This is a genomic window from Segatella copri (genome assembly GCF_009494835.1).
GTDB lineage: Bacteria > Bacteroidota > Bacteroidia > Bacteroidales > Bacteroidaceae > Prevotella > Prevotella copri_F.
Map to the genome: position 1 here is coordinate 1 of NZ_VZBE01000011.1, position 25933 is coordinate 25933.

At 41.4% G+C, this 25933-nt stretch carries 31 protein-coding genes and 1 pseudogene; 10 read left to right on the plus strand and 22 right to left on the minus strand.

Translation table 11 applies throughout. The annotated features are described in order from the left end of the window. Positions 1-1258: 1258 nt before the first annotated feature. Both F7D47_RS01915 and F7D47_RS01920 read right to left on the minus strand, forming a co-directional pair. Positions 1259-1480, minus strand: a complete 222-nt coding sequence (locus F7D47_RS01915; RefSeq protein ID WP_153084010.1) for a hypothetical protein — start codon at positions 1478-1480, stop codon at positions 1259-1261. Positions 1481-1635: 155 nt separating this feature from the next. Then, on the minus strand, positions 1636-2451 hold the full coding sequence (locus F7D47_RS01920; RefSeq protein ID WP_228113385.1) for a helix-turn-helix domain-containing protein: 816 nt from the start codon (positions 2449-2451) through the stop codon (positions 1636-1638). Between the two features lie 145 nt (positions 2452-2596). On the opposite strand from F7D47_RS01920, the gene F7D47_RS01925 reads away from it, so the two are divergent. From F7D47_RS01925 to F7D47_RS01935, 3 genes are read left to right on the plus strand one after another with little or no spacing between them, the layout of a single operon-like run. After that, positions 2597-3244, plus strand: a complete 648-nt coding sequence (locus tag F7D47_RS01925; RefSeq protein ID WP_153084011.1) for a flavodoxin — start codon at positions 2597-2599, stop codon at positions 3242-3244. 42 nt (positions 3245-3286) lie between these two features. Next, positions 3287-4132, plus strand: coding sequence for an SDR family oxidoreductase (locus tag F7D47_RS01930; protein ID WP_153084012.1), 846 nt, complete (start codon positions 3287-3289; stop codon positions 4130-4132). Between the two features lie 15 nt (positions 4133-4147). Next, entirely contained in the window at positions 4148-5074 is a 927-nt protein-coding gene (locus F7D47_RS01935) for an aldo/keto reductase (RefSeq protein WP_228113386.1), read from the plus strand. 107 nt (positions 5075-5181) lie between these two features. On the opposite strand, the gene F7D47_RS01940 is transcribed toward F7D47_RS01935, so the two are convergent. Then, the gene (locus tag F7D47_RS01940; RefSeq protein WP_153086671.1) at positions 5182-6489 is read right to left on the minus strand and encodes an AAA family ATPase; all 1308 of its coding nucleotides are present in this window, start codon (positions 6487-6489) and stop codon (positions 5182-5184) included. 61 nt (positions 6490-6550) lie between these two features. On the opposite strand from F7D47_RS01940, the gene F7D47_RS01945 reads away from it, so the two are divergent. From F7D47_RS01945 to F7D47_RS01955, 3 genes are all read left to right on the plus strand, one after another. Continuing rightward, the gene (locus tag F7D47_RS01945) at positions 6551-7051 is read left to right on the plus strand and encodes a hypothetical protein (RefSeq protein ID WP_228118666.1); all 501 of its coding nucleotides are present in this window, start codon (positions 6551-6553) and stop codon (positions 7049-7051) included. Positions 7052-7263: 212 nt separating this feature from the next. Further along, on the plus strand, positions 7264-8391 hold the full coding sequence (locus tag F7D47_RS01950; protein ID WP_228113387.1) for an AAA family ATPase: 1128 nt from the start codon (positions 7264-7266) through the stop codon (positions 8389-8391). Between the two features lie 47 nt (positions 8392-8438). Continuing rightward, positions 8439-8609: a hypothetical protein gene (locus F7D47_RS01955; RefSeq protein WP_194252603.1), complete on the plus strand. Its 171-nt coding sequence runs from the start codon at positions 8439-8441 to the stop codon at positions 8607-8609. A 223-nt stretch (positions 8610-8832) separates the two neighbouring features. Here F7D47_RS01955 and F7D47_RS01960 read toward each other — a convergent pair whose 3' ends face one another. From F7D47_RS01960 to F7D47_RS01980, 5 genes are all read right to left on the minus strand, one after another. Further along, positions 8833-9501, minus strand: a complete 669-nt coding sequence (locus tag F7D47_RS01960; protein WP_153086674.1) for a hypothetical protein — start codon at positions 9499-9501, stop codon at positions 8833-8835. Between the two features lie 40 nt (positions 9502-9541). Continuing rightward, complete coding sequence (locus F7D47_RS01965; RefSeq protein ID WP_153086675.1) at positions 9542-9799, minus strand: hypothetical protein; 258 nt, start codon at positions 9797-9799, stop codon at positions 9542-9544. Positions 9800-9877: 78 nt separating this feature from the next. Then, entirely contained in the window at positions 9878-11137 is a 1260-nt protein-coding gene (locus F7D47_RS01970) for a hypothetical protein (RefSeq protein ID WP_153086676.1), read from the minus strand. Between the two features lie 23 nt (positions 11138-11160). Next, positions 11161-11676: an FYVE zinc finger domain-containing protein gene (locus tag F7D47_RS01975; protein ID WP_153086677.1), complete on the minus strand. Its 516-nt coding sequence runs from the start codon at positions 11674-11676 to the stop codon at positions 11161-11163. Between the two features lie 24 nt (positions 11677-11700). Then, positions 11701-12900 (minus strand): AlbA family DNA-binding domain-containing protein, encoded by a 1200-nt coding sequence (locus F7D47_RS01980; protein ID WP_153086678.1) that lies wholly within the window; start codon positions 12898-12900, stop codon positions 11701-11703. A gap of 622 nt (positions 12901-13522) precedes the next feature. Between F7D47_RS01980 and F7D47_RS01985 the strand changes: the two genes are divergently transcribed. The 4 genes and pseudogenes from F7D47_RS01985 to F7D47_RS02000 all read left to right on the plus strand — a co-directional run bounded on the left by F7D47_RS01985 (position 13523) and on the right by F7D47_RS02000 (position 18107). Then, on the plus strand, positions 13523-15577 hold the full coding sequence (locus tag F7D47_RS01985; protein WP_153086679.1) for a hypothetical protein: 2055 nt from the start codon (positions 13523-13525) through the stop codon (positions 15575-15577). Between the two features lie 939 nt (positions 15578-16516). Beyond that, positions 16517-16967 (plus strand): annotated as a pseudogene (locus F7D47_RS01990) (DUF2958 domain-containing protein). 64 nt (positions 16968-17031) lie between these two features. After that, entirely contained in the window at positions 17032-17613 is a 582-nt protein-coding gene (locus F7D47_RS01995) for a ribonucleotide-diphosphate reductase subunit alpha (RefSeq protein ID WP_118081691.1), read from the plus strand. Further along, complete coding sequence (locus F7D47_RS02000; RefSeq protein WP_153086680.1) at positions 17610-18107, plus strand: SLOG family protein; 498 nt, start codon at positions 17610-17612, stop codon at positions 18105-18107. The genes F7D47_RS01995 and F7D47_RS02000 overlap by 4 nt, the downstream gene beginning before the upstream one ends. 214 nt (positions 18108-18321) lie before the next feature. Here the strand turns inward: F7D47_RS02000 and F7D47_RS02005 are convergent, their stop codons facing one another. From F7D47_RS02005 to F7D47_RS02075, 14 genes are all read right to left on the minus strand, one after another. Next, a complete protein-coding gene (locus F7D47_RS02005; protein ID WP_119227930.1) occupies positions 18322-18528 on the minus strand; it encodes a DUF3791 domain-containing protein in 207 nt (68 codons plus the stop codon). Positions 18529-18530: 2 nt separating this feature from the next. Then, positions 18531-19037 (minus strand): DUF3990 domain-containing protein, encoded by a 507-nt coding sequence (locus tag F7D47_RS02010; protein ID WP_153086681.1) that lies wholly within the window; start codon positions 19035-19037, stop codon positions 18531-18533. Further along, a complete protein-coding gene (locus F7D47_RS02015; RefSeq protein WP_006846555.1) occupies positions 19034-19267 on the minus strand; it encodes a DUF3791 domain-containing protein in 234 nt (77 codons plus the stop codon). The genes F7D47_RS02010 and F7D47_RS02015 overlap by 4 nt, the downstream gene beginning before the upstream one ends. Positions 19268-19521: 254 nt before the next feature. Beyond that, positions 19522-20040 carry a ribonuclease H gene (locus tag F7D47_RS02020; protein WP_153095697.1) on the minus strand — a complete coding sequence of 173 codons (519 nt, stop codon included), beginning with the start codon at positions 20038-20040 and terminating at the stop codon, positions 19522-19524. 2 nt (positions 20041-20042) lie between these two features. Then, complete coding sequence (locus tag F7D47_RS02025) at positions 20043-20903, minus strand: aldo/keto reductase (RefSeq protein ID WP_153085880.1); 861 nt, start codon at positions 20901-20903, stop codon at positions 20043-20045. A 21-nt stretch (positions 20904-20924) separates the two neighbouring features. Next, entirely contained in the window at positions 20925-21740 is an 816-nt protein-coding gene (locus tag F7D47_RS02030; RefSeq protein ID WP_153085881.1) for a carboxymuconolactone decarboxylase family protein, read from the minus strand. Between the two features lie 25 nt (positions 21741-21765). After that, positions 21766-22302: a flavodoxin family protein gene (locus F7D47_RS02035; protein ID WP_153085882.1), complete on the minus strand. Its 537-nt coding sequence runs from the start codon at positions 22300-22302 to the stop codon at positions 21766-21768. Positions 22303-22488: 186 nt separating this feature from the next. Continuing rightward, positions 22489-23004, minus strand: a complete 516-nt coding sequence (locus tag F7D47_RS02040; protein WP_153085883.1) for a pyridoxamine 5'-phosphate oxidase family protein — start codon at positions 23002-23004, stop codon at positions 22489-22491. A 2-nt stretch (positions 23005-23006) separates the two neighbouring features. Then, positions 23007-23675, minus strand: a complete 669-nt coding sequence (locus F7D47_RS02045; RefSeq protein WP_153085884.1) for an AlkZ-related protein — start codon at positions 23673-23675, stop codon at positions 23007-23009. A gap of 207 nt (positions 23676-23882) precedes the next feature. Then, complete coding sequence (locus tag F7D47_RS02055; protein WP_153085885.1) at positions 23883-24446, minus strand: flavin reductase family protein; 564 nt, start codon at positions 24444-24446, stop codon at positions 23883-23885. Between the two features lie 23 nt (positions 24447-24469). Further along, positions 24470-24745, minus strand: a complete 276-nt coding sequence (locus F7D47_RS02060) for a DUF1294 domain-containing protein (RefSeq protein ID WP_153085886.1) — start codon at positions 24743-24745, stop codon at positions 24470-24472. Between the two features lie 27 nt (positions 24746-24772). Next, positions 24773-25150 carry a YccF domain-containing protein gene (locus tag F7D47_RS02065; protein ID WP_118119222.1) on the minus strand — a complete coding sequence of 126 codons (378 nt, stop codon included), beginning with the start codon at positions 25148-25150 and terminating at the stop codon, positions 24773-24775. Positions 25151-25154: 4 nt separating this feature from the next. Further along, positions 25155-25790 (minus strand): HAD-IA family hydrolase, encoded by a 636-nt coding sequence (locus F7D47_RS02070; protein ID WP_194252658.1) that lies wholly within the window; start codon positions 25788-25790, stop codon positions 25155-25157. A gap of 16 nt (positions 25791-25806) precedes the next feature. Continuing rightward, complete coding sequence (locus tag F7D47_RS02075) at positions 25807-25932, minus strand: DUF1653 domain-containing protein (RefSeq protein WP_153095698.1); 126 nt, start codon at positions 25930-25932, stop codon at positions 25807-25809. Position 25933 lies beyond the last annotated feature (1 nt).

Here is a 25933-nt window from a genome sequence, read left to right on the forward strand (position 1 = left end):
CCCGAGCAAGGCACAAAAGGCTGTTCTTTCGATTGCCGGTGCAAAGATACAACATTTTCGGGCAGAATACAAGCTTTCACCCTAACTTTCTATTCCGAAAATGACGTAAGTAGTTGATAGATAATACTTTCTATCGTTTTCTGTCAGAACTTTATTGCAGAAACATAGCAAAACAGGAAAATACGCATTGAAGGTAGCCGAAGAAACGTGAAAAAGCGGTCATTAAGGTCAAGGTCATTAAGGTCATTAAGAAAATGGGAATCGGTCATTTTGAGCTATAGTATATATAAATATTATTTATATATATACTATAGGAAAATGTTTTTCCCCCGAAACCTTAATGACCTTAATGACCTTGACCTTAATGACCGGATAGAATATTTCTGTTTTAAAGACTTGCAGTAAATAAGGTAACGCATCGTAATTAGTTGTTTATTAAACATTTATACCAGTATATTAAAGTTGCTATTAATGTTTTATGTATAAGTATAATCTACATTCTCTAGTGCCGGAAATGAGTTCTTGCATTGCTTTTTCTCCTCTCTTTACCTCATTCTACCCCTTACTTACCCCTCGAATTTGTCAAAAATACGTCAAGTCTGAGACAGATTTATGTCTGAGGAGGGGCATTTTTTACCCTTAGAAGAGGGGGTAAAACATCTTCCTAACCTCCATATTTTGCATTTTTCCGTTAAATAGCGTGATAAAATTCTTTGGTTTGCCTGCTTTTTATTATCTTTGCTAGTAATTGACAAATTATTGACGTATCAATAGTTCGGAAAGCTAGAAACTACATAACAACAATGCTGAGATGGAAATTGGTAATCTATTGTTATATAGCTATTTAGTATGTATATTTCGTGTGTAAAGTGAAGTCTGTATGTTGGGTTACAAATGGAATATATATTTACTTTTTAAATCATAGCGCTCGCTTTTTATGCATTCTCCCAATACCTGTTTTCAGCGATGAAAAACGGAAAAATTAGAGTTTTCTGATTACATAACCCCCTTTTTAGCCCATGAATAGCCGATTTTGCTCTTTAATTCATGCCCTCATCGAGCAGCTGAAGGAGGAATATCCATTAGCCACGATTCATGGTCATAATGAATTTGCCAACAAAGCCTGTCCCTGCTTTAATGTGAAATCTTTAAAAAGATTATTCCACAGTTGCTTTTTTCGATAATTTTAATCGCACCACTTCATGTATCTTCATGTTGCAATTTATTCAGATATAAATGTAATCCTTACTTCTATCAATTATTTGTCCGGCTCCAATTCCTCTATTGCGCAAATGGCTTGTAGCTCGACCTTTTTAATGTGAGGATAAGTCTTCTTATAATTATCTGTCACATCTTTAAAGATACTCTCACCGTCACTAAAGAATGTAGCCAAGACAACTTCTCTATAATCTTCGAAAGGCAACAAATGCCAAACTTCAGAATTATCAGCATTTTGTTGGATGTTAAGAACTTCCTCCATACGTATATTTCCTTCACTGTCAGTTATGGTAAGTCATCAGAAGAAGTTGCGGATACTTTACCTTTAGCTCCATTAACATTCACCTTGCTGCCACTAGGCAAGGACAATACGATAACATATGTGCTAAATAAACAGCAAACAAATAAGATCTCGTATTATTTCGGTTGAAGACTCTGTCGGTATTCGCTGGGGGACTGGCCAAGATGCTTGGTGCAGTAGCGGCTGAAGTAAGAGAGTGACGTGAAGTTCATCAGGTCGGCTATTTGGGTGAGGGACAGACGTTCATCATTCAGATAGTCTTTCAATATAGGTATGGTGTGTCGGTCGATGTATGAGGTGACACTGTGTCCTGTCACGCGTTTGATGGTGGCGGAGAGATACTTTGGCGATACGTTTAGTCGCTCTGCATAGTAGTTCACATTACGTTCCGTTCGGCTAATGCCGGTAGAAAGTAGTGTCATCAGCTGTTTAACGATATAAGCTGTGCGGTCGGTATGGGGAACTGTGGATTCTTGTTGGGCATGGGCTTCGAATATGTCGTACATCATCGTCAGGCAGAGACTGCCCATCAGTTCGCGATAGAACTGTACATGGCTGTCGTCCTTGCGGTCACGAAGACGATGGAAGTCATCAAGCAGATGTCGTGCTTGTTCATTTGTCAGTTTGATAACGGGGTCTTGGTTCAGCGAGATACTGCCACCGATGCTGTAGTTGTTCGACGGCAGCAGGTTCTGAAGAAACTTATAATCAGCAGCAAACCATTCTACCTGCAAGTCATCATGTGCCGCCAGATTGCTGATACGGTCAGGCATCGGTATCACCACCATGTCGTTTTTGATAATGTGGTAGCAATGCTCGTTGAACACAAAACTTGCCTCACCTGCCAAGCAAAGCAGGTGCATGCAGGTGTGGCTCAACTCACGGGAATTCATCCCGTAGAAGTCTGTAGAATATTGAAAATCTGTACTCATATCTTGCTATTTTCTGCAAAAATACACTTTATTTTATAAATAAACGAACAATTTGTGCAAAAAGTGAAAATTGTGACGCAATTTATGAAAGTAAAGTACCTGAAAAACGTCGTAACTTTGTACCGTGAAATTTAAAAACGATAATATGGGTAAATCATTGAAACTGATACTTGCATCAGCTCTGTGTATGCTGGTTTCCACTGCATGCGGTGGAAACAGCAAGAAAGAGATTGCTGCGAATGAACAAACAACGACAAACGGGAAAACAGTTATGGCAAAAGACGGAAAGGCAATTGTAGTGTTCTTCTCGCATGCGGGAGACAACTACGCAGTAGGAAACATTGAGGTAGGTAACACGAAGATTGTGGCAGACTACATCACAGAAGTGACAGGTGCAGAGCAGTTTGAAATCGTTACCCACAAGTACGACGGCATGGCTTATACACCACTCATCAATCTGGCAAAGGAAGAAGTTAAAAACGGTGAGTTGCCTGAATATGAAGGCGACATCGACCTAAATAAATACGACACTGTGTTTATCGGTGGCCCCGTATGGTGGGGCACTTATCCTCAAGTAATGTTTACCTTCTTCAAGAAGCATGTTAATGACCTGAAGGGCAAGACCGTCATTCCTTTTACCACTCATGAAGGTTCTGGATTGGCCAACTGTGTAGAGGATGTGAAGGATGCATTCCCTGGTGCAGATGTTACAAAGGGATTCAGCATCTATGGCCACGAAGTGCGTACGGAAAAGAAAAAGGTCGAGAAGTGGTTGAATGGTTTAGGATATTAACGACAAAGATTCACGATTAAAAGAATAAAAGGAGAACAAATTATGATTTTCGACAGAAACGAACAGAAACAGGTAGTGGCACTATTGGGTGCCGGTAGTATGGGAACAGCCATTGTGCGCCGTATTGGTGCCGGTAAGAAGATTCTGTTGGGCGACATCAGCGAGAAGGCATTGGAACGTGTCGGTGACGATTTCCGCCGCTGTGGCTATGATGTAGAGACTTTGCAGGTAAATGCTTTGCAGAAGGAAAGCGTGGAGGCATTAGCAAGGAAGGCAGCAGAACTGGGGCCCGTGATGTACTTCATTGATACAGCAGGTGCATCGCCCAATCAGGCCAATCCTGAACACATCGTTAATCTCGATATGCTGGGCACTGGCTATGCCGTAGACGCCTTCGGAGAGGTAATGGCCGAGGGTGGTGCAGGACTAATCATTTCGAGTCAGGCAGCCTATATGTACCCCATTCCCAACGACATCGAACTGCAACTGGTGAACACTCCGACCGCTCAGCTGAAGGACGTGAAGTTCGTTCAGGAGGTGGCCATGCAGAACTCAGGCTTTGCCTACATGATTGCCAAGCGCATGAACCATCTGCAGGCACAACGCGCCGCAGCTACAAGTTGGAAGAAACGTCGTGCCCGTATCAACACCATCAGCCCTGGTGTCATCGTTACCCCGCTGGCTTACGATGAGTTCAATGCCAATGGTGAGGGCTATCAGCGCATGATTGATGCCTCTGCCGCCCAGCGCACAGGCACCAGCGACGAGATTGCCGAGGCTGCAGCCTTCCTGCTGGGAGAGCATGCCAAGTTTATTACAGGTACCGACCTGCTCATCGACGGTGGTGTCATCGCTGCTATCCGCATGGGTGAATATCAATTAGGATAAAAAACAAAGACAACAATGAAAAAGCTAATATTTAGTTTAATCGCATTGATGACAGCAATGGTTATGAACGGACAAGTGAAGCAGACGTATCTGACGTTGAACAATGGAGTACAGATGCCACAATTCGGACTCGGAGTGTATAGCATTCCCGACGGTGACGAGACCTACAATTCTGTGATGACAGCGTTGAAGTGCGGCTACCGCCATATCGACACGGCACATGCCTATCAGAACGAACGTAGTGTGGGACGCGCTGTGAAGGACAGCGGCATTGACCGCTCCGAGATTTGGATTACAAGCAAGCTGTGGCCTAATGAGTACGGTGAGGGTAAGACACTGAAGGCCATCGACCGCATGTGCGGACGCTTGGGTGTTGACTATATTGACCTCGTGTATTTCCATCAGCCTGTTGGCGACTTCGTTGGAGGCTGGAAAGAAATGGAAAAGGTGCTAGAAAGCGGAAAGGTTCGTGCCATCGGCATTTCGAATTTCGACGTGAACGATAGCATCTGGAACTCCATTGTCGAGAACTGCCGTATCGTGCCGCAGATTGTACAGATAGAATGTCACCCCTATGCTCAGCGCGAGCACTGGCAGAAGATGGCTGCCAAGCACAACATCCAGATAGAGTGCTGGTTCCCACTGGGCGGACGTGAATCAAAGGGTGAACTGTTGCGCGACCCCGTCATCTGCGAGATTGCCAAGGCTCATGGCAAGAGTCCCGCACAGATCATCATTCGGTGGCACATGCAGATGGGCTTCTCGGTCATCCCTGGTGCCTCGAATCCTGACTATATCCAAGAAAATATCGAGACCTTCGACTTCGCCCTTTCCAACCACGAGATGGAGCGCATCCACCAGTTGAACAAGGAGAAACGCTACTTCAATATGTCGTATGAAGACCAGGTAAAATGGTTCTCACAATTCAATCCAACTGACTAATAAATCAGACGACAAAATACGTTGGAATCATTAAGAAAGGATAAACGAATCCGTAATTTGGGTATAACCAGATTGCGGATTTCTTTGTAATCTATAGCAGTCTGTATTTACCACTTCATGGCCTCCTTAGGAAGCAACGGAATGGCTCCGTAGCGTCCTAATAGATAACCCTTGCGGACATCTTCACGAGGCTTGAATTCTGCCAAGGATGTAAGATGAGATGCTCCATCCTTTCCCTTCTCGACAAACCAGACTTCGTCAGCTCTGATAAGGTCGAGGTTGAGCAGGTTACATTCATGGGTGGAGAAGATGAGCTGAGTGTCTCTTCTAGACTCCAGTCCTGAGAAATAGCACTCTAAGATCTTCTGCGAGAGCATCGGGTGCATACTGCGGTCAATCTCGTCGATTAGATAGTCAACTTCATTTTGCTTCAAATCGATGAGCATTGGGATGAAGTCGAGCAATCGGATGCAGCCATCTGATTCTTCGCTCAGATCAAAAACAACCTCGGTGCCGGAAGTAAGATTCCGGTGAACAGCCTTCTGCTTGTAAATCTCATATCCTCCGTTGGCATTTACCTCGAAAAGAAGCATTTCGCCTCCAACTGTGGCAGCCATGCTGTACGCCTTGCCGTTCTTTGCCTTGCTGAGTATGTTGTCAAGTAAATCGGAAGATAAGTTCACATCCTCTTTCTTGATTTTGTACAGGCGCACGTCTGAAATGCCCGTGTTGAAGTAGGCAAGAAGCGAGCGAGTCGTTTCCTGCAGCTCGTCATTGTTTTCAGTAAGGAAAGAAATTCCCTGCAGGCGTGTGCTTGGGAAGATGATCTTCAATCCGTCTGCAAACCAGTTCTTGGCCATGCGTATGGTTTCAAGTCCCTTGCCGTTTCTGCGTACATACTCTGAAAGGAAGCTGGAATCAGAAGGTGTACTGTGGGCGATGAACTTCAGAAGCATGGATGTTTCTTCATTTCCATCCACCTTGCCAAACGTGAACTCGTTGCCATCTGCAGTAACCTTTCTTGTGAAAACTTCCTTGTCGGTACGGCTGTTGATTTCAAACAGCCATTCCTCCTTGATTCCTCCGACGGTGAACTCCATGCCATAGGCAAAGCACTTACCCTTGGTCTTGAACTCGATTTCTACCTTAGAGTTTTTCTCTTCGGTATCAGCAAGCTTGAAAGGTTCCACCTTGCTTTGCGGAAAGCTTCCATTGGCAATCTGCTGGAGCAGTGCAATGGCCTTGATAACGTTACTCTTTCCGGAAGCATTGGCTCCATAAACGATACCAGCCTTCAGAACAGAAATGTCATCACGCTTCTCTGCACGGGAAACGTGAGACGGATGGGCATTGCTCTTACCAGCCACAAAGCTGATTTGAGTCTCACCCTTGATGGAATATAGACGTTGATACATGTCCACATGTGGATATGAATACAATGAAATTAAATAACATCAAAAACGAAAAGTCATGAAAATGAAAAAGTATCTTTCGATCGCCATCCTTCTGATGATGATGGCTTCACCAGTAGTATTCACCTCTTGCGGCAATGATGACCCGATGGAGGAGGTCGAGAGTCCGGAAACAAAACTGGACGTTTGGACAGAGCCTTACCATATCATGGGTGCAAATGTGGATGAGGTCAAGAGTTATATGGCTCAATCCATGAAGCGTTACCGCCAGGTAGCTGAGACTTCCGGCGACAACATCCAGTTGACCTTTATGACTGGGCAGGGTAGTGAAGGCGTTCTTTACAGTTTCTCCCGTCTTGACGGTTCGCTTTATTCTGTCATAGATACGGAGCGAAGTGTGAACCGTGGGCTTGTGATTGACTATCTGAAGAAGCACTACACGCTTGTTTCTGCCGATGAAGCCAGCCTGCAGTACTGCTTCACCAACCCGGACAAATCCATGGTGATTACAACCATGAAGATTTCAGATTCCTATTTCAATGTGAACTATTCATTGGTTTATTGATTGAGAAAAATAAGATTTCCACCATCAGAACTTCGTGCTCTGGTGGTGGTAGTTTTATCTGTGCGTGCTTGAAGGAGCATCCTGCTCTTTGTTGTGCTAAATAATAATAAAAATAACGTCTGATGGATATAAAAACAAGTTTTATTTCTTATATTTGCAATCAAATTACAAATATCGAGGTTAAAATGGTTTTAGAGATACGTTTAAGCAATATGTTCTCGTTTCGAGACGAGGTGACTTTGGACTTGCAGGCTGCCAAGATTCAGACAAAGAAGGCAAGGGAGCTTGAAGGTAATCTGTTTTCCGTGGATGGAGAACAGATGTTGAAGAGCGTTGCCTTATTTGGAGCCAACGCTTCGGGTAAAAGCAATGTGATTAAAGCCATCAGAGCTTGTGTGAACATGGTTCGTTCATCACATAATTATAATGTTGACACCAGGTTTGCCATTTCACCTTTCAAGTTTGAGGATTATGCCAACAAGCCAAGCTCTTTCTACATCCGTTTCCTGCTGAATGGAGTAGAGTATGAGTATTCCTTCTCCTTTATGCATGATGAAATCATCACCGAGACTTTGTACTATTATCCGAATGGTCGCAAGTCGCTGGTATTCAGCCGTGATGAAAGTAGAGGAACAGAGAAGAAAGACATCTATGAGTTTAAAACTGTCATCAAGCGTCCTTTCGATGTAGCTGACAATACATCGAAGAAGACTCTCTATATTTCTCGTGCCAGTCAGATGGACAGGGAAATAGCCCAAAAGATTTTCCTGTTCTTCTGTTATGACATCGTGCTTGATTATCAGGTGGCTAACATTGATTCTCTGGATAATTTGTTCAAGGAACGAAAGGAGCAGATGCTGGAGGTGTTGAGAACGGCAGATAGCGACATCATTGACTTCAAGATTCAGAACAATGCCATCACGACGTTTCATCGTACCAACCCTTCCGTTGCGTTTGATTTCGAGACGGAAGAGTCGGAGGGAACCAAGACTTTGTTCCGGATGATGGTGAGGATGATTGGTATTATCCATGAAGGAAAGATGCTCCTTGTCGATGAGATAGACAACAGCCTCCATACTCAGCTGGTGGAATTTGTGATAGGTATGTTCAATCATAGCGACTATGCCCAGCTCATCTATACCACTCATAACACCCATTTGCTGAACACCGATTTCCAGCGAAGGGATCAGGTGTATTTCGTGAACAAGCGAGAGGATGGAAGCAGTGATTTGTATTCTCTGTTTGATTTCAAGGATTTCCGGGACACGCTGGATATGGAGAAGGCTTATCTGCAGGGACGCTTTGATGCTATTCCTACTATATCTAATCTCGCTATTTAGTTTAGTATGGAGCATTTTACTTATCTTCACACATAAATAAAAAAAATATGGCACAGATGAATCTTACTCCATTGGACGATGTGCTTGACAAGCTCTTTGGAAAAGTTGGTACTCCGAAACGTGACGCATTTGAGAGTGACGTGGACGAAGCTTTACACGCTTACCGCTTGGAAGAAGTCATTAAAAATGCTCGTATAGAGCAGAACCCTGCTGCTTAATAATATATATAAAAAAAAGAGGGCGTACCATTCTGCCTTAAATACGCCCTCTTATTATACTCTATATAATAATCCAAACCTCTTTGATTAGACATATGATGTTTGTTATCAAAATGCAAACAGCAAATCCTGTGATCAACATCTCTTTTCTGCTTACGTCTTCCGTTCCCTGGAATATAAGATTGACGATAGTTTCAATAACTTGTTTCATTTCTCTGTGCTTTTAAAAAGGAAAGACTATACCACGTTGTCTTGTGCTTACATATGGGTTTTTGAAGTATTCTCTGTTATATGATAGAATCCACTTTCCAGAATCCTTTGTGAAAGAGAATAATGATTTATAAGTATTTTCCCATTTTTTGAACTCCTTCTCATTTGGCTTACTGAAATTCGGGTATTCTTTGTCTAGCTCAATTTCTCTAAAAGACTTTTTTTCTTCTTGGTAGTGAATTGTAGAGTCCTTTTGTTCATTCCATTTTGTCTTGCTCCAGAATATATAGGAGGTAAATGTTGAACTTGCGGCTCTTTTTACTATCCAACTTTCCCCGTTAATCAGGCTTTCCATGTAGGCTTCTCTTATTCTTATCCATGTTGTTCTTCTTGGAACAGCTTTGTCGTTTACGAAGTCATGGTATTCTTGAAGTGTTATGCGATTTATCTTACAGACTAAAACAGAGTCTCCTCTGGATAGAATGGTCATATCAGAAAGCATTTTTTTGGCAGATAATTTTCTGGAGATATTCCAAATACTCTGTCTTTCTTCATATTCGTAACGATGGGCTTGTTGTATTAAGCTGAAGTACTTGTTCATCGAGCAACATGTGATGGTAGCTATGATTGCCACCACAGAGATTGCCAAAGACATCAAAATTTTACGTTTAGTTCTTGCCATAATTTAAAAGTTTATTTTGATAATTGATATTTATTTGTGTTCATTGTTTACTTTTAATTAGTATATACTTTTTGATACTAAAGTAGCAATAGAGTATTGCACTTTCAAAAACGCTATAGCTTCCTATGCAGAAAGCACTGTATTTATTAAAAGGCTGACTCCAGCAAAACAACAATTTTTCCTTGATACTTAACCCAATAGGCAAATCGCTGTACTTTAGTTCTATGCACTTAAATGTTACAGCTAATGCTATTAGAGCAATTACTAATGCAATGCTAATTTTTTTTTCTTGTTTCATTGTTTTGTTTATTATATTTACCGACCTCTAAAGGTAGCTTATAGCATAACCTTTAGAGCTGGCATTTTATGAAGTTATCTATTCTTGTGAAATAAAGTTAGGATGGCGTAACAAATACTCGTAAAGGCGTTTGACTACGTCATTGTAAAATGTCTTGTCATCATACCTTTTGTCCTCCTTTTTATTGTATATTCCGTAATAGGATAAGTGATAAGAGTCGATAGCAAGAATGTTTCGAGATTTGTCTATCCAAATTCCTTCTACTTCTGTCCATTCAAAATTGTAACCGTTGGAATTGAGAAACTCTTCTAATATCATATTTTTGTTTCTGCTATTGGAACAGCAAATGATAATTTTCGGATTAATATTCTCAATTTGTCTTTTCAGATAGTCTTTATAGACTTCTGCTTCTGCTAGAACTATTTTATCATTTGCCTTACCAGAACCTCCAGTTTTCTTCAAGTTAATTCGGGCAAAAGGGTATTGGTCTATAGTCTCCAATATGTTTTCATTCGGTATATTTTCAAACTCTATGAACTTCGATGGAGTATCCAATACAGATTTCAGACCGTAAATGATATAGGCTATTCTTTTGTCAAGAGAATGCCCTATTAACATAGGATGTTCAATAGTACTACCTCTTTTTCTGAAAGAATCACATCTTTGGTCCCATGCGCAGCCTCCTGATAGGTTTGGCTCTTTGGTGATAAACAAAACGTTTTTATTCAAGTTGTTTGCCCAAAGTATATTTTCTTTCTTGGACGATATTCTAACAATATCTCCCATCTCGTTTTGGTGTAGTTCCCCTTTGAACATGATACCGTCGAAGCAGAAAGAATCCTCTACTTGCTGTCGGAATTCTTGCAACTTGCTTTCTGGCATGTTGTCTGTAACCATTCTGTTGATTATTTCTTGTTTCATTTCTTCAAGAATTTGATTGTTCGTGCTTTGATAATCTTTCATTTTTTGTCTCCTTACGTTTGTAAATATTGTTATTTCCATCTTATTCAAATTCCCAGTTTCATATATTCCCCAAGATAATTCAAAGTTGTGAATCCAAGAGCAGAAGAAATCGTTTAACTCTGAGTATTCTTCCTTTGAGAAGTTTCTTTTCTGTGGAATGTATATGATTAGACATATCTTCGAAGAACGCGTTATCTGTTTTTTCTTCTTAAGGTATTCAAAGAACCTATGCATGAAAACATGTGTTTCTTCTCTGGGTTTTGCGGCATCTTTGAAACAATGGAAATTATGTTTTAGAATTGTTTCAATCTCTTCCTGAGGAACTGCTTTAATTGCAGTTCCTGAGAGATATTTGTTTGTTACCTTTTGGTTCATACATTTATGCTTTAAGTGAGTAATTATTTTGATACATTGCCACAAGCTGACCATCTGGAAAAAATATGAGTTCCACCTTTGGGACCTTTTTCTTCATCTTCGGTTCTTTCCCATTCTACGTTCAGAACATGTGTGCAACCTAAATATTTTGCCATTGCCTTTAAATCATCTTCGGCATCAGACTTTTCCCGGTATGCATAGGTTTCAACATGTTGAATCTTGGTCAGATGGTCAAACCTGTTTCCTTGATAGTTACTAGAAACAATTTTAACGTCCTCATTATTTTCTATAGCCTTTATCATGTTCGCCATTTTCTGCTGATAGCTTTTTGCACATGATTTACAGAGATAATGAGCTTCCTTCCATAGCGAGTATTTGGGTGAGGTATATGAAGAATCTACTCTATGAAGTAAATCGTCTGCATTTGAATCGTAGTCTACTTTGGTTAAGCATTTTCCACACAAGACTTTACCACACTCATTGCATACATACTTGGTCAAGAAGTTTAGCTTCTTGTTACAATAACTGCATTTTGCCATAATTCTGTCTCCTATTTTTTATTGTTAATCAATATTCTCTGAAAGTTTTACAATCATACTGACCATATCTGGGCCTTCTACACAGTGCTTCGATGAACCACACCTGTATGGAAGTATACCGCCTTTGCATACTATGGGTGCTCCCTTGTAATTGATGTCTATTATTAGAACTAAGTCCCCATGATAACTATACCAATTATACTTCAATGATGAAAGAAGAAGCGGATTATTGTAAGTGTAAGACTTGATGAAAGGTATCAGAAACGTATTCTGAAATTCATCAATAGTGTCCATGTTGGGGTATCTAGTTGCAATCTCGTCTTGGAGCTTATTGGTCAGGTTTGTCTTATCATCAATCCCTATAATAAGTTTGCAAGGCTTTTGCTCACTTGTATTACACATGGCAACAATACTTTCAACAATCTCCTTTGGCTGGGCATTTTCATCCTTGAATCTATTCGCTGGCGTGAAAATACTCTTTTTTTTCTCAAGTGTTTCAGATTCTTCGAAGTCCAAAGGAAAGGCAACAAGGCTTGTTAGCCTACTTTGTTTTTCCTCATCTCTGAGATCTTGATTCACGAGAATCTGAAGTACTTCATTTCGTTTGCCTTCCGGTATGGATGGCATTATGTTGCTCAGTTTGCTAAGAAGTTCATTGAAGCTACATTCTAATTTTAATGGTTTTGCATCCTTGAGTAGATAGGAGCCATCCACATAGTGTATTTGTTCCTGTGAATTACTAATACCATAGGTCTCGTGGTCTGGATAGAATGTTTGCTCATCCTTTTTGACTAGATGGATGTTACCTCCAATCTTGAGATGACCTGATTCCATCATGCTGGTAGGAAACACTGGATATTTGTGCATTACAGAGTAAGGGATAGTGACAGACTTGTCTCCTACAGTTATAGTATATACATTGTTTGTATAGTTGGTGATTTCACCTATAAATTTTTGAAATTTACACATAATATTTATGTTTAAAGAGTTGCACTTAATGTTTAATTGCTCAAGGAATATCTCTATGATATTCTCTTGAATGATAGTGGCTCTATATGAACCACCTTTACCTTTCAGCTTATAAAGGTTAGAGGTTTGATGGTATTTCTTGCTCATTCTTCTTAGCGAATGATACAGCAGATATACTCTATCAGGCTCTTTGCCATAGCTTACTTCATTCTTGTTGTTTGGAGCTCTGCTCCATGTATAGTTAATGTTACTCATTGTATAAAGTTTATTATAAGATGATGAATGCAAAAAGTTGCTATAATGACCTCTATAATGCGGCCTAGGAGTCCCTTGAACATTGATAGCTCCAGAAATCCCCAAAGTGGTCTGCAAATATAGTAGGTGAGGTTGTTGGCCCTTCCTGCTGATCGTAATATGAATGTGATAATGTCTAATGCCGATATCACTCCTATGATGCTCAAAATGGTTGATATTTTTCCCATAATCTTTACTTTTTAATTTATTCAATAATTAAACCGAAAGAAGGCTCTCTGGAACCTGCTTCGGTAAGGTGGTGGAAATACCTATGGTTGAGCAGATTTTAGCCAGAGAGCCTATACCTATATTGTATATGCCAGACTTATTCCACACCAACCCAGACAAGTTCCACCTTTGCCGAGTGTGAGAAGTCGTAAGACCTTAATGTATAATTCTATATATTCATAATTTTCTATGTTAAGAACCTTTCACCAACACCATTCTGGTTATTCGTTCTGGGTGCAAAATTATAGAAAATAATTAATAGCTCCATGCGCATTGTTAATTATCATAAAACCGCGCGGAAAAATATAACGAATATTTGCAGATTACATTTTTTTTTCTTATTTTTGCACGAAAAATGGATGAAATAATTAGAATAGAAGATAAAGCACATTGTTTGTTGAATAAACAATGTGATAGGTTGAAAAAGTTGTGGGGTGAAGGTACATACTTGACAATTTTACATTCTATCGTTGTATATGTATTAGCTTTAAAAGCAAATATAAGTTGTTCTATGCAGGACTTTTTTCATGACGTTTTGCATGGTAATTTTGTTGGTATAGATGAGGAAAGTTTAAAAGTCCTTATTAACATGGTCCCAGATACCATTGGTTATGCTGAAATTCAAAACTATATTGGTTCATTTCAAAATTCATTTGTAGATAAAGAGATTCTTATAGAGATTGAGCGGTATATGGAGTTGGTTAATTGTAAAAGACTAGAAACTAGTTTTTATAATGCCGATCTTGCTGATTATTCTTTTAATTCAAATATTGAGTACTCTCTCATGTTTTACGGAGATCAGCGCTTGTTTGAGTCTTATTTATTCTCTATATATTCTTGCTGTATAGGGCAGCAGGATATAGCTTCAAATACGTACTCCGATGATGACACTTTGTTTGTTGTAGATTTAAGTGCATATATGAAAAATGAAAACACATTCAGTAATTTAAAACAGGAACTGTTTGATAAGATTAATAAAGATAAAATTATTTTTATAATTCCTAATAAAATGCTTGAGTATTCATATATGTCATCTGATAATGTTAATTCATATTCAAATGAGGTACGGCAATATCTCTTCCTATTACTTGGCTTTTCATGGAAAATCACAGAATTTGCTAAATGTAGTATAGCTTATAAGCTAGATGTTAAACAAAGTGCACATGTAACTTTTTCTTTTGTAAAAAATGACATGTCTGTTTCATATTCTTACAATAGAAAGGATTATAGTAGTATTAAGGATAAATTTCAATCAGGTATGAATAACAATGATGTTTTATTTCATAATGTTACAACTCTTACCCTTCGTCCTTCCTTTTTCACACTTCATGTTATGGTTAATAGACTATTGAAAGCATTTATTAAAGAGAAGTATACGCATGGTCTTCAAGGAGTTCCCTATTATCAAGATAGCTATAAAGTTAATTGGAAAGAATGCCTATCTTTTAATGATGTATTTAAAAGAATATGTATGTATAGCGAGGGAGAAATCTCTTCAAGTAACGTTTATTGTGATTTGTATTTTAATAATATAGAAGAAATATGTGGTGATGCATATGAGTTAGAGCCAGCTTATCGTTTAAATAATTTACAACGTACTAATTTAAAGTCAATTATTCAAAAAGCTAGTGAACTTATAAGAAATGAAGCTTCTAGACATTCAATTTATTTACAGCCATCTGATATGTTATTTCTTATGAAACACATTGAGATTCCTAGAACTTTACTTTTTCCTAAGAGTGAGAAACTGGTAAATATGGTTAATAAAATGTATGCAGCAGGACTTAAGTCTTCTAAACTTCAAAATTTGGAAACTGTAATACCTGAGATTAGTGAAGTAGAAGGAAAACCTTATTATGAGAAGTTATCAAAACTGTTGTGTCTCTTTGAAACATTTAAAATCTTACATAAAGATAAATACAATATTTATACTTGGCATACAAAAATAGATTGTACTAATAATATAGATGAATTTCTGTTAAACAAGATGAGAAATGATGCAAAAACTAAGCATTTATTCTTTTTTTTATGCAGTGCTTGTGTAGATGATATGGATAAACTTATTTTTTTTAATACAGACAAGAGTCTATCATACAAAAATTTTACGGATATGCGCAAAGAATTATTGGTTTTCTTTCCTTATTTGAAATCAAACCAAATTAAAAATTCAGAAGACCAATTTAGGAAGAATATGAAAGAATTTTCAAAAGGAAAATATGATATTGCTGAATTTGAAAAAACAGAACGTAATCGTCTTGAAACATGGAAAAAGCAAAAAAAAATGTATTTAGATTTAATAGAAGATTACATTAAAACAGATTTGTTATCTATGAAAAAAGACCAAGAAGAAAGAGATGATTCTGCTTCAAGATTCTTAAAAGCATTGGCAGATTTTGTTGGTCTTCTTTAAATTTTATCTAACAGGAGGAAGTCCTCCTGTTAGATAAAATTTAAAACTTAATATATTTCTGCATTTTTAAAGCTATAGTAATGTTTGTCCAAAGTCCGAACATTGATAAGTGCATACTCTGCAGAGAACTTTAAGTTTTTGTGAAATAGTAATTTGGTCCTGCTTCATAAAAGGTCTTTGTACAGTTTCTTTCATCACTATTGCGATATCCTTATAGTGATAATCGGCTGATTTTCCCTGATAATGTTTCGCCCCACGCCATGAAGGATGCTACTGGAGTTCCACCTGATAGACTTTGCATTTATGTCAGCAGAGCATGACGTAAGTGCAAAGTCTCTCAGTCGGAAGGTGCCCACGAAACAACATCCAGTAGTGGCAAACTGAGTAGGTGGGACGCAAGCGATTCCCACTTAATCAGTTTGCCACTACTGCATGTCCATTCGTCGAGAAGGGCACTGGCTCACAGCATCAACCTTCATTTTCCCTCCCTTCCACCTTATTATAATATGCTGGTCTTCCTCTTTATAGGCATTCTGTCTTTCCTTTATAAATCTGTCGGCTTTTCTTCTTTATAATCTTCGCCCACGCCATAGTCCAGTAAGCATGAACAGTTAGTCAGGGTGTTGTTCTTTCGCAGGCCGATTATATCGACTTACGAAGGAACAACACCCTGGCTTTTAAAACTGTTGATACTTGCTTGGACTATTCCCACCCGGCTTTTTTTATCCCTGCAGTCATTCCCTGTTATATTTTTTCTTCTTACTGAAGCCAGAAGGCTTTGATGCCGTATCGTCTTTGGAATTTCGGGATTCTTTTTCTGCAAAGTTATCGCGTATCTGGCTAATAGCAAGTCGTGATTCGGTAACAATCTTCCTTTTCCATGTAACATGCAAAAGAGTATTCTTCCCATCAGACTTGCCTTATTGCCTTGTACGCACTTTGAAAAGCAGAAAAAGCTTCCCGATCCCAAGTCCGAAAGGACTTAACGAAAGGGAGAAAAAATTTAGAGACTATGGCAAAAGATTTCAACAACCGCCTGATTACTCCAGAATTGGAGAAGGCAATGCAGGACTATCCGCTCTATTCCCAGGATAGCAAGAAGAAGGATGCAGTTTGCATCGCAGTGTTTTTCATCGGCAACGCTCGCTGGTACATTCTTGAAGGATAGCGAGAGAATGATGATTTTGTGCTCTTTGGCATCGTTGTAGGTCTGGCTGAGACTGAATACAGCTACATTTCTGCCAATGAAATGGCAAGTGTGGAGTTGGATGCAACCAAGTTCGGACTCGGCAAGGTCAGAGTGGAGCTGAGAAAGCCATTCCAACCATGTCAGCTTTCAGAAATCTTCGACAGAGAGTTGCAGTCTTTCCTCAGCAGACTTTACGATTGAAAACATTTTTCTCGGTGGGTAGTGGCTGATGGCTACTACTTGCCAAGTAACAACAAATAAAGCTATGAACATGGTACAGGTTTACATCAAGGGACAGGAGGATAAGGAGTTGAGCAGCTTTTTGCGCTATTATCCGGTACGTATCAAGAACATCGGTATGGATGCTTTCTTCGACCGCCAGGTTATCTATGATTTCAAGGATGGTCGAAACCATGCAGATGTGGCGAAGTGCGTGGCAAAGATGCTTGTCAAGAAGTTTGGGCGCAAGGTTCGCAGCGTTGTCTTCTCTTGCGTTCCTGCAAGCAGTCAGGAGCGTAACGAGGCACGCAACAAGAACTTCTCTGAACTTGTCTGCAAGTTTTCTGGAGCAATCAACGGCTTTTCCCATGTCAAGGTTGTTGGCGAACGTACCGCAGTTCATGGCACTAAGGTCAAGAAGGATGAGCGAGAAAAGCGCTTGAAGGAAAAGAATAATATTGAGGTGGATGCGAACTTCTTCAAAAACAAGATAGTCTGCATTTGGGACGATGTGGTTACTACCGGCACTTCATTCTGTGCCTACACCGCACAATTAGAACAAGTCGGGGCGCACGTAACAAACGGCATTTTCCTCGGCAAGACATCTTATAAATACGTACAACAATGAAAAGAAAGAATATGACAAAGTTTGACAAGGCTGTTTCGGCAGCCTTTACAGGACATCGCTTTTACAACTTCTCTCAGCAGGAGGTCATAAGAGAGCGATTGACCAAAGCCATCCTCGAAGCTTACGAGCATGGCATCAGCAATTTTATTTCGGGATTTGCCATCGGCATTGACTTGATGGCAGCCCAAATTGTGCAGTCGCTGAAACCTTCCTGCCCGGGAATGACGCTTACCGCAGCCATTCCTTTCAGAGGTCAGGCAGATAGGTTCAAGCCCTGCGACAGGATGGTTTATGATGGATTGATGGCTTCTGCAGATGAGGTGATCATCCTTTCAGAATACTATTACACCCGATGTTTTCTTGACCGAGACGAGTTCATGGTTGAGAATGCGTCCCTTCTCATTGCCTTCTACGATGGGAGAGAGAAGGGGGGAACCTACTACACTTTCAAGAAAGCCAACTGTTTGGGCATTCCGGTTGTGAATATATATTGAATAACTTGCTAAATATCAAGCTTATGAATGAATTTGTTGACATCATCGTTATCTACATCGTTTTCCGTGCCATCCTTGCTTTTCTGGGCGCATGGTGGCATGGAGACGGACGCAACGATTTCAGACGAGACCGATAAATTAGCCGGAAATTTAAAAAGTTACGGAGATAATTCATATTCTCCGTAACTTTTTACATAACCACTCACTTTTGGTGTTATTGAGTTTCTCTCAGTTCTTCTATGAGATTTTCAAGAATATAATCATCACTCATAAGCTGTAAACCATATTTGGGGTCAGACAGTTGCTGGTACACCTTAGTAGTGTAAAACAAGTTGAGTGCCCTTTCTGCATCAATATGCAGAGCTTCTGCAAGCATCATTATTATTCGGCTTTGTTTGCGCCATAATACAGAATCTCTCATAGTCAATCCTCCTTTTCTATTTGTTCTGACGAAACAAACGACAGATAGTTGTCAACAATCTCTTGGTTCAATATGCAGAGTTGATGATTTACAGCCTTGTATTTCAATTGTCCTAGGGCTTGCTCAGCTGTAATGACATTGTTCTCGTAGTCTTCTACTGTATCAATGACATTATCGTTGGCAACGCCACCTTCCACGATGTCATACATGGTTTGCTTTGTACCTCCTTTACGGCAATCAACTACATATTCCAGCCATTCAAGATTGTAACTGTCGAAGATTTTAATGCGATAATCTTTACTCTTTACCGCATCGTAATCAAATGAATATATAGACAATGTCGGTAGGGCGTTACGTCCTTTTCTTTCAGCAATAGTCTTTGCCCATGACGAAGCCTGTTGGCGCAATTTGGTAAGGTAGAAACCTTGCCCAAAGTCCACCTTCTTTCTTCCTAATTTAACAAGTGGTTTTCCAACTTGTATATAAGAGCCATGATATAGTGTAATCATACTTCTTTCTCCCAGTTCAATAAAGTTTCACTAATGTCGTCTGCCACCCAGTCAAGGCTTTGTGTATGAAGGTCTTCATACCTTTTTATCAGCCTACGGTGAATCAGTCCCTGCTTCAGCAGGCGGTCGTGCATCTCCTTTCCGGAAATACCCAATTTACGTGCTCCACTCTCTATTGCCATAACGGCGAAGTGAATATGTCTGTATGTATCGTTGTCTGTATATGCCATAATCCTATATTCCGTTTATGATAGTTTCTTTATGCTCAACCTCCATGTTGGCACATTATATCTGCAAAAATACAAAAAATATTCAGAAATGTGATTTTATGAATGAATTTTGTTTGCAGAGCTAACATGATTTAACCTTATTCTTAATCTAGAGGAGCATTGAGGGACAACTTGGGGGATATCTTGAATAACCGGAAATCCTTAATGACCTTAATGACCGTGACCTTAATGACCGGAAAAACGGCCCTAAACATTTATTTGTTTTTCTGATGAAATTCCTTCCTTGTCTTAGCCATTGCTTCCGTAGCGATGTCATGGGTTTCTATCAGCAGTGGACTCTTGTGATATTGCACGATTTTGACTCCGACAGAGTTGTGCCTTTTCTTTTCCTTGATGCATTGAATGATCAAGTCCGGATTGGCTCTCGCCTTCCTTCCTCGCGACTCGGCAGAGATTGTAAGCGAGCTTGCATCTTTGCTCTCGCTGCTCGTTCGGTTGGCTGATTTAGTCGTTGGAGCCTTGTCAAAGTTCTGAATATAGGCAGCGTTGGTCAGGAAGAGAATGTCGGAACCTTCCGGTATTTCCTGCATTACCTTCACCATGAGGGTTAGCATCATGCGGAACTCAGTGGTGTGTAGGTCGCTGATTACATCACGGCTGATGATGTTGCCGTTATGCTCAATCACAACGGCAGCACCACCAGCTCGCTCTTTATGGCCATAATCACATGAGCCACCTATCCAAACGTAATATGTAGATGTATCTTGTGTCATAATTATTCTGTAGGTTTCACCACAGCTCTCCACTCCATAAACTGCTTCGTTGTTTCTCCGCTATGATGGTCGAGGAAGAGACTATGTGCGGTGTCGAGCGCAGCAATCTTCTGCATGTCCTCAGCGTCAAGTTCGTAGTCGAAGAGGTTCAGATTCTCCTGCATTCTTTCCTTGTGAACAGTCTTCGGGATGATGATTACATCGCTCTGCAGCAGCCAGCGTAAGGCTACTTGTGCAGCAGTTTTGCCATATTTCTCGCCAATCTGGGTGAGGGTAGGGTTGGTAAACATTCCGTTCTGACCTTCTGCCAAAGGAGCCCATGCCATGAGCTTGGTGCCAAACACATTCATGAATTTTCGGGTCTCGTGCTGCTGGTTGAACACGTGTGTCTCCATCTGGTTCACCATCGGTGCAATCTCCATGTTTGAAGCCAGGTCTATAAGATGATCAGGAAAGAAGTTGCTCACTCCGATGGCACGAACCTTTCCTGCCTTGTAAGCTTTTTCCAAGTCACGATAGGCACCGTAGCGGTCGCAGTAAGGCTGGTGGAGGAGCATCAGGTCGATGTAGTCAGTCTGCAGTTTGCGCAGACTCTCGTCGATGCTCTTCATGGTCTGTCCATCGCCATAGTTGGAAGGCCAGACCTTTGAAACGAGGAAAATCTCATCACGATTCACGCCGCTTTTCTTCCATGCGTTGCCTACGGCTGCCTCGTTGAGATAAGCCTGTGCCGTATCTATCATCCGATAGCCCACGCTGAGCGCATCCAGCACACAACGCTCACACTCATCCGGTTCCACCTGATAAACACCATAACCCAGTTGCGGCATTTCCACGCCATTGCTTAACTTTATCTTCTTCATAATTGTAAAATCTTATAGTTGTTATTTTATCTTGTTATATTCCTCATCGCTCACAGCCTCCTGCCACTCGTTGGATGTGTTCTCGCCAGGTATTTCAAAGGCGAGGTGGGCAAACCAGCTGTCTTTTGCAGCACCATGCCAATGCTTCACGTTGGCAGGAATATGGATGACTGTGCCGGGGAGGATTTCCTGCGCAGGCTTTCCTTCCTCCTGATACCAGCCACGTCCGGCTACGCCTACCAGCATTTGCCCGCCGCCCTTTGTAGCGTGGTGCGTGTGCCAGTTGTTACGGCAACCAGGCTCAAAGGTTACGTTGAAGAAAGGTATCTGACTGTCAGATATTTGTGCCAGATAACTGTTGCCTTTGAAGTATTTGGCGTAAGCGGTGTTGGGTTCGCCAATAGGGAAGATCATCTCACGCTGGAATGCAGCCTTCGCATCGTCGCCTTTTACATCCTCGCTCCACACTTCCTTAGCCAGATTGAATGCTGCCCAGGCTTTTGGCCAGCCGGCGTAGAAGGCGATGTGGGTGATGATCTCTGCCGCTTCCGTGCGAGTAATTCCATTGTTCTTTGCTGACTGCAGGTGATATTTCAGCGAGCTGTCGGTGATTCCTTGACTGATGAGCGAAGTGATGGTTACCAAACTGCGGTCACGCAATGAAAGCAGGTCATTGCGGCTCCATACTTCTCCAAAGAGGATGTCGTCGTTGAGGTGAGCGAACTCTGGGGCAAACTCACCCAGTTGGGTGCGCCCTGCTGTCTGTACTATTTTTTGTTGTGCCATAATGTTGAGCGATAGCGTTGTTAATATAATGAATGTTGCAAAAGCTTTCATAAAACCCCTCCTTAATAGTTATCCCTTAAACAGATTTTCCTAACTCGTATGCTTCCTGCAATTTCTGGTTGCCTTCAATGGTGCGTGGCGCGTCAACACCTCCGCAGAACAGCGTGCCAGCAAGATGGCTCTTAGGGTAACAGTCAATCCATCCAGTCAATCCTGCTTCAGCACGTTTCGGTACTTCTGGTTCATCTTCGGCAGCAGTAGTGAGCATGTAAACATCTCGGAATTTGTAGTCGAGCGAGTACAAAGCATTCATGCGGTCGATGAGCGTCTTCATCTGTCCGCTCATCTCATAATAATATATAGGTGTTGCCCAGCAAACCACATCGGCATTCAGCACTTTCTGCATGATGTCGTTCACATCATCCTTGATGACACACTTGCCCAATTTCTGACAAGCCAGACAGCCTTTGCAGAACTTGATGTCCTTTCCTGAAAGTGAAATCTTTTCCACTTCATGACCTGCAGCCCTGGCACCTTCGATAAACTGATCTGCGAGCATGTCGCTGTTTGAACCAGTACGCAGACTGGTAGAGATTACGATTATTTTCTTCATTGTATCATTTTTTTTAATTCTTTTTCAGGAACTCTTCGATGTTGTCCCAAGGAATCATTCCTTTCCCACCACCATCGTATAGGTCGCAATGAGAGGCTCCTAGAATTTTTCTTGGGTGCAAAGATACGCACATTCTCCAAAAAAGCTTATACCTGGTTTTCGGAAGATGTTACCATTATCGGAGATTTATTCCATTCTCCCATATTTCATTTCCACGCCCTCCTTATCATACAGCTTGCGTTTGCCGGTTGGTGGCTCAGTAAGCGTGATGCGAACAACAGCCGTACGTGATAGGGAACGGGCGATGCTCTGGTCGAAAGCATCCATGTGGTGAGGAAGGAAGCGCTCACAGATTAGTCTAAGACCATGAATCTTCTCTGCTTCATCTGCCAAGATTTCTGCCTTACCGAATGCAATGGCTGATTTGAATTGCAGGGTGAAATTTCCGTCCTTCGGACCAACCGTAGGCGCACAACGGGTTACGGCTGAAAGGCAAACCTCGGGATGAGCCTTGATTGCCTCCAGCTTCTTGCCTTCCAAGGCACCATGAAAATACCAATTCACATCATCATCTGATGCGAGTGACAGGGGTAAACCATAAGGTTTGCCTTCTTCGTCAATAAAACTGACCGTTATATACGGAGCCTTGTGCATTACTTCCAAAGCCCACTCACTATCCATTGCTCTTGATTCCTTTCTCATTTTTATCCAATTAATTTAATGATCTGTTTATCCGAAGCATCAGGTAGGATTTCTTTCAGATGCTCGAAAATCCTCTGATAAGATTCCTGGGGAGTGCGATTGCATTGGCAAACCTCCCTGCCATAGAGATCTTCGGGAGTATTGAGCAGCGACCATCCCCAGCCATATTCGTGATTGTGCTTGTCACGAGGGTAGATGAAATCCTCGGTCACGATGTAAGTCGCCATTTCCAGTCGGGTGAGATAACCGTCAAACTTGCTTCTCATTCCCTTGCCCGTAAAACCGCAGGATGCCCGAAGTTCTCTTGTGATGAGACTGCCGGTAGATTGAAGCGTGCAGAGAATGGCTCCTTCTATCGATTCTTCATCCGGACGGGGGTATTTGCTTCTTCTGTAGTTGCAGAAGTCCGGCCACCATTCCTGGCTGATGAATCCTGCTTTCTTGTTAAAGAACTTTCCGTACATACACGGCATTTCCTGCACAATTTCGCCCTTCCATTTCCATAGCGGCCAGTCCCAACCGCCTTCAGGAAGTCTTACGTAACCGCAGTCTTCCGCCACGATGTCTTCGGCAGAGAATCCTTCAACGCCACTATCAAGGAGAGGGAGGAAGCCGATCTTCTGAATCAGCTCCATCATGCCTGTTGCTGAATATATTTCTGGAAAATTCATGTTTATTTATTTTTATCTTTTGTAATTAAACACTTTAACCATATCCTTGTCACCACCCACAAGCTGGCTGCATCTGTTCTGCATTCCGGTGTCAGAGAAACCGCATTTGTTACCTATATGTTCTAAATCCATTATCATGGTGCAAAAATAGTAAGATTTGGAATAGAAAACGAACTTTTATTTGCTTTTCTGTTCTATTTTTGGCTATTATTTCAAAGCCTTGCCGTCGGAGAAAGCGTTTCCGACTTTCTCGCCCAGCTGGATATAGCCGTGATGAATAGGGTCGAAGACAATCAGTTCCATCTTCTCCATGTCTGGATTTCCGTCTTCAGCCAGATACTTCTCATCTACAAGAATATTGACGATTTCGGCAATGAGATAATAGCCGGTTTCGCTTTCGTCGTATTTCTCCTTGATTCGGCACTCCAGGGTCATTGGAAAATCGGTGAACACCGGAGCGTTGACCATAGTCGCCTTCTCGATGTTCCATCCCGTCTTCTCCATCTTCTTCGAGTCGTTCTTGGCAGAAACAATGCCCACGAAATCAGAAGCCACCATGGTTTTCTTGGTAGCGAAGGCAACGGTAAACTCACCGCCAAGCTTCAGGTTGTCTGTGGTGACGTGATTTCCCATCGAGATCATAATTTCCTTCATGTCCCACTGTCCTGCCCAGGCAGCGTTCATTGCGTTGGCAACTCCATCCTTATTATATGTGCCGATAATCAGCACAGGCTGTGGTGCAAACCACGGCTTTGGTGCAAAACTTTTCATATACTTCGTACTTTATATTGTTATTATTTCATGTGTAAATACGCCATCAGCGCAATCTGTATCAGCAGAATGACAGGAATGCCGTATTTGAATTTCTTGTGCATCGTCTTATGGTGCCAGACTTTCATTCCCATCCATGCCCCGATGCTTCCTCCAACGACAGCCAGCAATAAAAGCGTTACTTCCGGAATGCGCCATTTGGCTTTCTTTGCCTTGTACTTATCAATGCCGTACACGATGAATGCAACAGCATTGATGGCAAGGAGATAGTAGGCGAGGTAACTATGTAATGTGTTCATACTCTTCAACTGCGTTTTCTTATCTCTTTAAAATCCCAACTCCACATCCTTTCCGAATGGTGCGAGCGAAAGCCCAGCCATCTTGAAATGCTGTTTTCCCCAAGGAATGCCGATGATCGTTATACATAAGAGAAAGCCGAAGAACAGATGCATGATGCAAGCCCACAATCCCCCGAAAATCAGCCAGAGTAAATTCAGCGGAATGCGAATGCAACCAGTTGGACTATTCGTTTCTCTTACTGTAGAACCAAAAGGCCATAGGCAGAGCAGACCAATCTTGAATGTCTGTATCGCAAAGGGAATGCCGATGATGGTACATGCAAGAGCCAGACTTCCGGTGAAATAACCGATGGCAGCTTCGAGACCTCCGAAGAGCCACCAAAGTAAGTTTCCTATTATGCGCATAAGATTATTCTTTTATATTCTTGTTAATTTCTTGCCATTCCTGATGTTCTTCCAGATGATTGGTCTTTACCAGTACGCTCTGAAAGCCAAAACGCTTGCCTGCTTCGGCATTCTCTGCACGGTCATCGAAATAGAGAGTGGTGGCAGGATTCAATCCAGTCTGCTGTGTCATCTCTTCATATATTTCGACGGATGGCTTCTCTTTCCGCATGGCGTATGAGAGGAAGACTTCATCAAACAGATCGTCTGTGGAATATCCCAACTGCTTCATCTGACTAACTGATTTCTGCCAAAGCGTGTCGTTGATGTTGCTGAGCAGATAGACCTTGTATCGCTTCCGAAGCTTGACCAATGCTTTCAGTCTTTCCACGGGCAGATTGCCACACAGCTCTTCGAGAACTTTCTCAATATCCTCGGTTGTGGTTCCTTTGCGGCAAAGGCTCAGCATCTCTTTCAAAGTCTCAGCTTCTGCTACCAGACCATTGATATATTGGTGCATCAGTCTCTTGATTTTGCGGACATGGATTAGCCGCTTGAACGCCGTAACGCCCAGGCTCTCCATGGCTTTCACAACAGCGACATCATCAATATTCACGATGACACCTCCATAATCAAAAACGAGTGTTTCTATCTGTTTCATGCTCATTTTCCTGTTGTTAGAATTTATCTATTTCCGTGAAACGATTGAAAGTTCTGCCGTCCCTTGTTACTTTCCCGAAGAACATATCTTCCGGTCTTACCCAATAGGCTTGGTCTCCATAGAGAGCCTGATAAACCACCATG